Below are 10355 nucleotides of genomic sequence, written 5' to 3'. Positions count from 1 at the left end.
TTGTGATAACTCTTCCCGAGATTCTCGATTTCTTCGAGCTGTTTTCTCGTTTTTCGTTATCCAGCGATTTTCAATCTTAGACCGTGTTCTTCGTGGCTGTCAAATCGGCTGAACCGTTGATTTCCATGAAGTTGTGGTCTGTCCCGATCCTCGACCGGCCCCTTACCGTAGCACTTGTGAGCGCGACAGTCCAGGGTCTGAATTCTCAGTTCGGGGTTGGCCGCCGATGTTCCCGCTTCCGCGGCTGGCGACTCGAGAAACTATACACACACTGTTCGGAGGGTGCCAAATCGGCCGTCCGGCTCTGTCGGATGCGTCCGGTCAGGGGCGACAGTGAGGTGGCCGGAGTGCCGAAGAGGGCCGGAATCTCGCGGTTCTTGCGATGATGCCGACCCTCTTCGGGCTGTGCTGCCGCGCGCTGCCACCGTGCGCAGAGGTGGAGGTCACCGCAGATCTTTCCGTGTGGTGCTGGTCACCTCTGGAGGTCGACCATGGCCATCTTCTTCTTGCCTCTGCGGACCAACAGGTACCGGCCGTGCAGCGCCTGGTCTGGTCCGAAGGTCGCCTCGACGTCACTGACCTTGATGTTGTTCACCGACGCGCCGCCCTCCCCCACCGTGCGGCGAGCATCCGAGTTGGAGGTGGCCAGCTTCGTGGCGACCAGCAGATCCACGATGCCGACGGGGCCGGCTGCACCCAATCCCGGGGCCGCCGTCGGGAGTTCCGCCGTGGCTGAGGCCAAGGTGGACTCGTCGATGCCGGCCAGGTCTCCGCCGCCGAAGATGGCTGCCGATGCGTCGACCACCTTCTGCGTGGCATCTTCGCCGTGCACCAGGGAGGTGACCTCCCAGGCCAGCGTCTTCTGGGCCTCGCGCCGGAACGGCTCAGCCTCGACCTTGGCCGCCAGCTCTTCGATCCGGTCCCGGTGCAGGAAGGTGAAGACCTTGAGCCGGGCGACCACGTCCTCATCCGAGCTGTTGAGCCAGAACTGGTAGAACGTGTACGGCGAGCACAGCTTCGGATCCAACCAGATGGCGTTGCCCTCCGACTTGCCGAACTTGGTGCCGTCCGCATTGGTGATCAGCGGTGTACCGATGGCGTGGGCAGCGACGCCCTCCACCTTGCGGATCAGGTCCGTGCCAGAGGTCAGATTGCCCCACTGGTCCGATCCACCGGTCTGCAGGATGCACCCGTGCTCGCGGTACAGGTTCAGGAAGTCCATCCCCTGCAGCACCTGGTAGGAGAATTCGGTGTAGGAGATGCCCTCGTCCGAGTTCAGCCGTTTGGCGACCGCCTCCTTCTTGATCATGGTGCCCACTCGGTAGTACTTGCCGACCTCCCGCAGGAAGTCCAGTGCACTCATCGGGGCGGTCCAGTCCAGGTTGTTGACCATGCGCGCTGCATTGTCGCCTTCGAAGGAGAGGAAGCGCTCGATCTGGCCGCGCAGGTAGCCGACCCACTCGTTCACCCTCTCCTTGGGGTTGAGCACCCGCTCGGCGGTCTCCTTCGGATCGCCGATCAGACCGGTGGAACCCCCGACCAGCCCCAGAGGACGGTGGCCGGCCAGCTGAAGCCGACGCAGCACCAGGATCTGGACCAGGTTGCCCAGGTGCAGGGACGGGGCGGTGGGATCGAAGCCGCAGTAATACGTGACCGGGTCACCAGCGAGCAGCTCCTCGAGAGCCTGCTCGTCCGTGGAGACATGGACCAGTCCGCGCCACTTGAGCTCCTGCCAGATGTTGGCGAAGGACGGGTCATTGGACTGGGTGGCCAACACCGGGTTCACCGGGCTGGAGGTCGAGGCATCAGAAACGGTGGTCACGAAGCGAACCTATCAGGCGTCCGAGCCGGATTCCGCCTTATGGACGGGGTGTTGCACAGGTGCCTTTGGGCAGAGATCACTCGGTGGGGGTCAGCCCGTCAGGCAGGCCACCTGTGGACAGTACGCGCAAGGTCTGCGTGGCCCGTGTCATGGCCACATAGAGGTCACCGACCAGCCCGCCCGCCTCCTCCACCAGAACGACAGGGTCCACGATCACCACGGCGTCGAACTCCAGCCCCTTGGCCTCAGCCGCAGTGGTGACGACGATGTCCTGCCCCGCTCCCCCGCTGCCTGAGCCCACCCGTTCTCCGTACGTGCTCGTGAGCAGGGTGGCCACCGCGACCTCACGACCACGAGGGACGATCACGGCCAGCAGTCCCCCATCGATGCGTCCCAGGTCCTCCCGAACCCCGTCAGCCAGGCCATTCTCCAGTTCCGACTCCGCCAGGCACCGGATGATCGGCTCCCACTCGCCCTCACGCACCGCCTGTGGAGTGGAGACCCGCAGTCCAGCAGCCTGGGCGACCTGTGCCGCCAGAGTGGTGATCCGCGACGGGGTCCGGTAGTTGACGGTGAGCTCCACCAGCTCGTAGCGGGACCCGGTGAACGGCTCCAACGCTGACCGCCACGAAGCGGCTCCGGCAGCCGACGAGGCCTGAGCGATGTCCCCGACGATCGTGAAGGACTTCATCGGGCAGCGCCGGAACAGCAGGCGCCATTGCATGGGTGAGAGCTCTTGGGCCTCATCCACCACCACATGGCCGTAGGTCCAGGTGCGATCAGTGGAGGCACGTTCGGCCGCCGAGACCCACCGTTCAGTGGCCTGGTTGGCCTCCATCAGCTCTTCAGCGGTGATGGAACCGTCGACGCCGATCTCCTCCAGCGCGGCGTTGACGTTCTGCAGGGTGGCCTCAGCATTGGCCAGGTCCCGCTTGCGCTGAGCCTCCAGCGCGGCCTGGGTCCGCTCAGCGCTGGGGTCCAGATCACCCAACAGCTCGGCGGCCTCGTCCAGCAGCGGCACGTCGGCCTCGGTCCACGGGGCATCCGCGTCACGGATCAGCAGGGACCGTTCGGCCTGCGTCAGCTGCGGTGCCGCGGCGGCCAACAGGTCCGGCCGAGCGAACAAGTCCGAGAGCAGCTTCTGGGGTGTCAGGGGCATCCAGCACAGGTTCAGGGCCACCCGCACATCGCGTGCACTGCGCACGTCCTCGGCCAGATAGGACCGATCAGCCGTATTGCCAGTGCCGGATGAGGCCTCCAGCTCCTCGCGCAGCTGATCGGTCAGTTCGCGCAACAGGATCTTGACAAAGGTGGCCCGGGCCTCGTTGTGCGGCTTGCCGGTGGCGCGGGCTCGGTCCCTGGCGCGCTTGACCTGGTTCGGACGCAGCGTCAGAGGCGTCCCGCCGACCATCATCCGACGCTTGCCCTGGGGCAGGCGCTGCCGACCGGCAACGGCGGCCGCGATGATCTGTGCCATCTCCAACCGCCCCTTGATCTCGGCCACCCGGCGGTCATGCTCGGCCACCGCCTTCACCCCGGGCATCAGCCGACCCAGCGAGGACATGACCACGCCGGTCTCCCCCAGAGACGGCAGCACACGGTCGATGTACCGCATGAAGGACTGCGACGGGCCCACGAGCAGCACGCCGGCCGACTTCAGCCGGTCCCGGTGGGTGTACAGCAGGTACGCGGCCCGGTGCAGTGCCACGGCGGTCTTGCCCGTGCCCGGACCGCCCTGGACCACCAGCACGCCCTTGAGGGGTGACCGGATGATGGCGTCCTGCTCGGACTGGATGGTGGCGACGATGTCACCCATCCGTCCCGTTCGCTTGGCGGTCACGGCAGCCAGCAGGGCCCCGGAGCCGTGGGTCTGATGAGCGCCGTCCTCCAGCAGAGTGGCGTCCAGGATGTCGTCCTCGAGGTCCACGACGGTGCGCCCTCGCAGCATCAGGTGCCGGCGCAGCCGTACGCCCAGGCGCTGGTGCGCGGTGGCCTGATAGAACGCGCCCGCCTCCGGTGCACGCCAGTCCACCATCAGCCGGTGCTGGTCCTCATCGGTCAGACCGATGCGGCCGATGTACCGTTCATCCCCGCTGTCCAGGTCCAATCGGCCGAACACCAGCCGGTCGTCCACCGCATAGAGCTGTGCCAGACGGTCCTCGTAGAGAGAGGCGAAGGCGTCCCGCTCGGACATGTTCTGCAACGACCCCTGCGCGCCAGACTTCCGGACGCGTGCCAGCTGCTGCTCCTTCTCAGCACGCAGCTCGTCCAGCCGGGCGTAGAGCCCGGCGACGTACGCACGCTCATGCTCCAGGTCGTCGTGTTGGACAGGAACCACATCAGTCATGCTCAGCGTGCCCTCGGCTCACCCTCGGTTCGGACGCCGACGCTCCACATCCCCCTCTGCTGGAGAGGTCTTGGACCGCCGGTACGAATGACCATCCATGGTACAGCGACCTCGGTGAACCGGACGTTACGAAGGTCAGCTCTGGACGGTTCCGGGACGGCGCCGCGCAGCTGCCGCCCGGTAGGGAGAGACGCTGGGCTCCCCCGGGTGCCAGAACCGCCAGGGGAACTCGCCGCTCCCTCCCGCACCGGAGACTCCGGTGCGGGGCCCGGTCAAGGTGCCTGGCCGTCGTCGGGAACGGACTCCGCTCAGCCACACTCCGTCCGGGACCGGAACGCCCTCGGTGAGCGAGGGAGCCGGGCCTGAGAGCAGGACGGTGCCGTCGTCCCCGGCGCCCAGGCCCAACGCCTGGGCCAGCCGTGCCGGACCTGAGGCCAGCTTGGGGCCCGGGAGGGCACCACGGCGCCCGACGGCGGCGTCCACTCCCGCGGTCACCTCGCCGGCGCGCAGCAGGACCGCCGAGCTGGTCCCTGGGGTCCCGCAGACGATGTTGGCGCACCAGTGCATGCCGTAGGTGAAGTAGCAGTACAGATGCCCCGCCGGGCCGAACATGGTGGCGTTGCGCGCGGTCTGCCCACGGTAGGCATGTGACCCAGGGTCGCGTTCGCCTTCGTAGGCCTCGACCTCGGTGATCCGGACCGTGACCAGCTGACCGCTGCGGGCCACCGAGAGCGTGGCACCGAGCAGCAGTGGGGCGGCGTGAAGCGCGCCTCGCTCCAGGGTCTGCATCCACTGGGGACGGTCTGCCCCAGCAGCGTCGGCATTCACTGTCCTGCGGGGACCTCACCCAGGAGCGGAGGCGCCGAGGCGTAGTCACGCAGGGGCGCCAGCTGCTGCTGGAGTTCGGCCAGCTGGGCCTGGACTGCTTCCGGCGCGGTGCCGCCCTGCGAGCTGCGCGAGTTCAGCGACCCCTCCGTGGACAGGACCGTGCGGACCTCGGGTGTCAGGTGGGGCGAGATGGCGGAGTAGTCATCGTCGCTGAGGTCCCAGAGCTCCACGCCCCGGGACTCGGCCACCTTGACGGCCTCGCCGGAGAGCTCGTGGGCCTCCCGGAAGGGAACCCCCTGCCGGACCAGCCACTCGGCGATGTCCGTGGCCAGCGCGAAGCCCTGCGGGGCCAGTTCGGCCATCCGTTCGGTGTTGAAGCGCAGGGTGGCGATCATCCCTGACACCGCCGGCAGCAGCAGCTCCAAGGTGTCCGCGGCGTCGAACACCGGCTCCTTGTCCTCCTGCAGGTCCCGGTTGTAGGCCAGCGGCAGTCCCTTGAGGGTGGCCAGCAGCCCGGTGAGATCTCCGATCAGCCGCCCCGCCTTGCCACGCGCCAGTTCCGCCACATCCGGATTCTTCTTCTGCGGCATGATCGAGGATCCCGTGGAGTAGGCATCATCCAGGGTGACGAACGAGGCCTCCTTGGTGGCCCAGAAGATGATCTCCTCGCTGATCCGGGACAGGTCCACCCCGGTCATGGAGGCCACCCAGGCGAACTCTGCGTAGACGTCACGCGAGGCCGTGCCGTCGATCGAGTTCCAGGCCGCCGAGTCGAACCCCAGGTCCGCGGCCACGGCGTTGGGATCCAGGCCCAGCGAGGACCCGGCGAGTGCCCCGGAGCCGTAGGGCGAGACCGCCGCGCGCCGGTCCCAGTCGACGAAGCGCTGCAGGTCCCGCACGAACGCCCAGGCATGCGCCAACAGGTGATGGCTCAGCAGCACGGGCTGGGCGTGCTGGAGGTGGGTGCGTCCGGGCATGGGCGCGTACGGGTGAGCTTCGGCCTGGCCGATCAGGGCATCCACGGTGTCCACCAGTCCGGCGGCGATCAGCCGTGCGTGGTCACGCAGGAACATTCGTCCCAGGGTGGCGATCTGGTCGTTGCGTGACCGCCCTGCACGCAGCTTCCCGCCGAGCTCGGGGCCTGCACGCTCGATCAGTCCCCGTTCCAGGGAGCCATGGACGTCTTCATCGGACTCGGCGGCCACGTAGGCCCCCGAGACCACATCGGCCTCGAGCCGGTCCAGAGCGCGCAGCATCCCGGACAGCTCCTGCTCATCCAGCAGGCCGGCGGCGTGCAGGACCCGGGCGTGGGCCCGCGATCCGGCGATGTCGTACCTGGCCAGGCGCCAGTCGAAGTCCGTGGACTTGCTCAGCGCCGCCAGGGCGTCCGCCGGACCGCCGGCGAACCGACCGCCCCACAGCGAGCCCTCATTCGTACCGTGCCTCGGGGCACTCTGGTGGGTGGCGTCGTCGTGGTTGCTCATGCGGTGCTCTCTCCCGTTCCTGCTCTCCGTGCCTGCTGCCGTGCTGCGTCTGGGCCGCCGGGCTCAGTCCTGCCGGGACAGGGGTGCGACGTCGTCCAGCGACTCCAGGCCCTGCACCCGCTGATCGCGCTCGGTGGCGACCTTGGAGGACAAGCCGAAGATGTCGATGAAGCCACGGGCCGAGGACTGGTCGAAGGCATCGCCGGTGTCGTAGGTGGCCAGGTTGAAGTCGTACAGCGACGTGTCCGAACGGCGTCCCTGGACGGTCGCACGGCCGCCGTGCAGCTCCATGCGGATGTCGCCCGAGACGTACTTCTGGGACTCGTCGATGAACGCATCCAGGTTCTTCTTCAGCGGCGAGAACCACTGGCCGTCGTACACCAGCTCGGTCCAGCGCTGGTCCACGGTCTTCTTGAACCTGGCCTGCTCCCGCTCCAGCGTGATGTTCTCCAGCTCGCGGTGCGCGGCCATCAGGGCCATGGCGCCCGGAGCCTCGTAGATCTCCCGGGACTTGATGCCGACCAGGCGGTCCTCGACGATGTCGATCCGGCCGATCCCCTGCACGCCGGCACGGCGGTTCAGCTCTTCGATGATCTGCAGCGGCGACAGAGAGCGGCCATCCAGTGCCGTGGGCACGCCCTGGTCGAAGGTGATGGTCACCACGTCCGGCGCCGGCGGGAAGGCCGGGTCATCGGTGTAGTCGTACACGTCCTTGGTGGGGCCGTTCCAGATGTCCTCCAGGAATCCGGTCTCCACAGCACGGCCCCAGACGTTCTGGTCGATGGAGAAGGGGTTCTTCTTCGTGGTGGCGATGGGGAGGTTGTTGCGCTCGGCATAGTCGATCGCCTTGTCCCGGGTCAGCGCCAGGTCGCGAACCGGGGCGATGCACTTCAGGTCCGGGCCCAACGTCTGGATGCCGACCTCGAAACGGACCTGGTCGTTGCCCTTCCCGGTGCAGCCGTGGGAGACGGTGGAGGCACCGAACTGGCGTGCGGCGGCGACCAGGTGGCGCACGATCACCGGACGAGAGATCGCCGAGACCAACGGGTACGCGTCCATGTACAGGCCGTTCGCCTTGAGCGTGGGCATGCAGTACTGCTCGGCGAACTCGTCGCGCGCGTCGGCGACATAGGCCTCGACCGCACCGCAGTCCAGTGCGCGCTGACGCACTGTCTCCAGTGACTCACCACCCTGTCCCACGTCCACGGCCACCGCGATGACCTCAGCACCGGTAGCCTCGGCGATCCAGCCGATGGCCACGGAGGTGTCCAGTCCGCCCGAGTAGGCCAGGACGATCCGTTCCTTGGTGGTGGGTGTAGCTGTCATTGCTGCCTCCTGCATACATGGGGCGGGGTGTCCATCCGGTCGGTTCGGCGGTCACCACGGTCTGTCAGAGCGTGTCTATGCAACACTCTACATATTTATGCAGACGGAAGCGACCCCCTGCCCTACGCTGAAGACATGAGCGAGCAGACACCTCCCCCGCTGACCGATGAGCAGATCGAGTTCCTGAACTCCGTCTTCGACATGGCCCGCGACGGGCGCACCGACGAGGTGACCTCCGTCATCGACCAGGGCATCCCCGTGGACCTCACCGACCACAAGGGCGACACCCTGCTCATCCTGGCGACCTACAACGGGCACCCGGACCTGGTGCTCGAGCTGCTGAAGCGCGGAGCGGATGTGCACCGGGTGAACGCTCGCGGGCAGTCCGCGCTGACCTGCGCCGTCTTCGTCCAGGACGAGCGGTCCACCCGCGCCCTCCTGGAGGCAGGTGCCGATCCGGACGCCGGCGCTCAGAGCCCCCGGGCCGTCGTCGAGATGTTCGGTCTGGACGCCATGCGCGCCCTGCTGGACCACCGCCCGGAATCCTCGGAATGACCCACGCCAGCAGTGGTGTGATCCGATTCACAGAAATCTCCCAGCGTCGAAAGATCACGGAACGATTACGGCGAGATCACGCGGATGACACGAAGTGATGCACGTCACTGAACGGCGTACGGCTCGTCGAGTGGCACCGATCCCGCTTGACGTGACCTGCTCGATGTTATTCACTGTTCCCGCACCCGCTTTGTGATCTTTTCGTGATCTAGGGTGTCTGCGGAACTCCCCCACCTGCACCGTCCCCCGGGAGTTCTGCGCCGTGTACTTCTTCACGGACGGCGGACGGTGCTGCACGGACGGCCGGGGACGGCTCGAGCAGAGGTGGGCCGAAACCAACTACGTCTCATGAAGCACACCGCGAACAAGACCATCGTCCGCCGCTCCGCCGCTGGCCTCGCCGGCGTCGCCCTGGCCGGCGCAGGCCTGGCCGCCGTGGCCACCCCCGCCACCGCCGCACCGACCTCCACCTGGGACGCCCTGGCACAGTGCGAGTCCTCCGGCAACTGGTCCATCAACACCGGCAACAGCTACTACGGCGGTCTGCAGTTCTCGCTGTCCACCTGGCGCGCCTTCGGCGGCTCGGGCATGCCGCACCACGCCTCCAAGGCTGAGCAGATCCGCGTTGCCGAGAACACCCTGGCCGGCCAGGGCTGGGGCGCCTGGCCCGCATGCTCGGCCAAGCTGGGCCTGTACGGCAAGCCCGCTCAGACCAAGGTGACCACCGCTCCGATCGAGCGCACCGCACAGGTCAAGAAGACTGCTCCTGTGCAGAAGGCCGCTCCGGTGCAGAAGGCTGCCCCGGTCCAGCAGGCCGCCCCGGTCAAGAAGGCCGTTCCTGTCCAGCAGGCCGCCCCGGTCAAGAAGGCTGCCCCGGTCCAGCAGGCCGCCCCGAAGCGTGCAGCCGTGGTGTCCCCCACCGTGGAGCGCTCCGGTGAGACCATCACCGTCAAGCCCGGCGACACCCTGTCGAAGCTGGCTGAGGCCCACAACATCGAGGGCGGCTGGCAGGTCCTGCACGGTGCCAACAAGGACACCGTGGCCAACCCGCACCTGATCTTCGTCGGCCAGACCCTGCACCTGCCGGCCAACTGATCATCGGCACTGCCGCCGTGCACTGCCGCGCGGCATAGCCACACACCCGGCGCGCCGGATGGGGAGTTCTCCCCATCCGGCGCGTTGTCGTTATCGAGCAGGTTCCCGTTAGGCTGATTCCGACCACCGAACAACACACTGAACATGAAAGTCAGAGGGGATTCATGACCATCACCGCTGTTCGCACCCGCCGCCTGGCCGGCATCACTGCCCTGGGCACCGTCACCGCACTGGCACTGTCCGCCTGCGGCTCCTCCGTGCCCAAGCTCGAGGAGGTCTGGCCGGAGGTGCGCGAGGGCATCCAGAATGCCTCGTCGGTGAAGATCGTGGGTGAGATGGATCAGAACGGCCAGAATGTCAGCCTGGACATGGCCGGACAGACCGACGACTCCTCGTTCGGAGGCAAGGTCACCGCAGACGGCATCTCCATGGAGCTGGTGGGCAACAAGGAGTTCACCTACATCAAGCCGGACGCCGCCTTCTGGGAGCAGCAGGGTGCCGCCGCCATGCAGGAGATGGCCGGCGACAAGTGGATCGAATCCCCTGCTGACATCGGAATGAACATGTCCTCGTTCTACGAGGGCTTCCGTGATGAGAGCCCCGAGGCCGATGAGTTCGCTGACACCGAGTACACCTCGGAGGAGGTCGAGCACAACGGCCAGCAGGTCTACAAGTACACCGGCACCGACAAGGACTCCGGGGATCCGATCGTGGTGATGATCAACAAGGACAACCAGCTCGTCCGCATCGAGAGCCAGGGTGACTCCGAGGACTCCGGCATCGGGGCCATCGACTTCTCCGAGTGGAACGCCGTCGAGCCGTTCGAGATGCCTGCCGATGAGGAGATCTTCTCCATCCCGGGCATGTGATGCTCCGCCGGTCCAGCCGGCACCAGAAC

At 67.0% G+C, this 10355-nt stretch carries 8 protein-coding genes; 3 read left to right on the top strand and 5 right to left on the bottom strand.

Annotated elements, in window-relative coordinates:
• Positions 1-472: 472 nt before the first annotated feature.
• The 5 genes from tyrS to ACEXHE_RS07110 form a co-directional block, all read right to left on the bottom strand.
• Entirely contained in the window at positions 473-1822 is a 1350-nt protein-coding gene (gene tyrS / locus ACEXHE_RS07130; protein WP_374785236.1) for a tyrosine--tRNA ligase, read from the bottom strand.
• Positions 1823-1898: 76 nt separating this feature from the next.
• Complete coding sequence (locus ACEXHE_RS07125) at positions 1899-4169, bottom strand: HelD family protein (protein ID WP_374785235.1); 2271 nt, start codon at positions 4167-4169, stop codon at positions 1899-1901.
• Between the two features lie 135 nt (positions 4170-4304).
• On the bottom strand, positions 4305-4958 hold the full coding sequence (locus ACEXHE_RS07120; protein ID WP_277245996.1) for a DNA-3-methyladenine glycosylase: 654 nt from the start codon (positions 4956-4958) through the stop codon (positions 4305-4307).
• A gap of 35 nt (positions 4959-4993) precedes the next feature.
• Complete coding sequence (gene argH, locus ACEXHE_RS07115; protein ID WP_374785234.1) at positions 4994-6481, bottom strand: argininosuccinate lyase; 1488 nt, start codon at positions 6479-6481, stop codon at positions 4994-4996.
• Positions 6482-6544: 63 nt separating this feature from the next.
• The gene (locus ACEXHE_RS07110) at positions 6545-7807 is read right to left on the bottom strand and encodes an argininosuccinate synthase (RefSeq protein WP_091693710.1); all 1263 of its coding nucleotides are present in this window, start codon (positions 7805-7807) and stop codon (positions 6545-6547) included.
• Between the two features lie 135 nt (positions 7808-7942).
• Between ACEXHE_RS07110 and ACEXHE_RS07105 the strand changes: the two genes are divergently transcribed.
• From ACEXHE_RS07105 to ACEXHE_RS07095, 3 genes are all read left to right on the top strand, one after another.
• On the top strand, positions 7943-8362 hold the full coding sequence (locus ACEXHE_RS07105; protein ID WP_356967625.1) for an ankyrin repeat domain-containing protein: 420 nt from the start codon (positions 7943-7945) through the stop codon (positions 8360-8362).
• A 348-nt stretch (positions 8363-8710) separates the two neighbouring features.
• Positions 8711-9457, top strand: coding sequence for a resuscitation-promoting factor Rpf (rpf, locus tag ACEXHE_RS07100; RefSeq protein ID WP_374785233.1), 747 nt, complete (start codon positions 8711-8713; stop codon positions 9455-9457).
• Positions 9458-9621: 164 nt separating this feature from the next.
• Positions 9622-10326 carry a hypothetical protein gene (locus ACEXHE_RS07095; RefSeq protein WP_277245262.1) on the top strand — a complete coding sequence of 235 codons (705 nt, stop codon included), beginning with the start codon at positions 9622-9624 and terminating at the stop codon, positions 10324-10326.
• The last annotated feature ends 29 nt before the right edge of the window (positions 10327-10355 follow it).

It is taken from the genome of Micrococcus sp. IITD107 (genome assembly GCF_041927415.1).
Lineage (GTDB): Bacteria > Actinomycetota > Actinomycetes > Actinomycetales > Micrococcaceae > Citricoccus > Citricoccus terreus.
This window is presented reverse-complemented; position numbering and strand designations above follow the sequence as displayed.

Coding starts and splice junctions, on each gene's coding strand:
- ACEXHE_RS07105 (WP_356967625.1), top strand. CDS start 7,943: ATGAGCGAGCAGACACCTCCCCCGCTGACCGATGAGCAGATCGAGTTC.
- rpf (WP_374785233.1), top strand. CDS start 8,711: ATGAAGCACACCGCGAACAAGACCATCGTCCGCCGCTCCGCCGCTGGC.
- ACEXHE_RS07110 (WP_091693710.1), bottom strand. CDS start 7,807: ATGACAGCTACACCCACCACCAAGGAACGGATCGTCCTGGCCTACTCG.
- ACEXHE_RS07120 (WP_277245996.1), bottom strand. CDS start 4,958: ATGCAGACCCTGGAGCGAGGCGCGCTTCACGCCGCCCCACTGCTGCTC.
- argH (WP_374785234.1), bottom strand. CDS start 6,481: ATGAGCAACCACGACGACGCCACCCACCAGAGTGCCCCGAGGCACGGT.
- ACEXHE_RS07095 (WP_277245262.1), top strand. CDS start 9,622: ATGACCATCACCGCTGTTCGCACCCGCCGCCTGGCCGGCATCACTGCC.
- ACEXHE_RS07125 (WP_374785235.1), bottom strand. CDS start 4,169: ATGACTGATGTGGTTCCTGTCCAACACGACGACCTGGAGCATGAGCGT.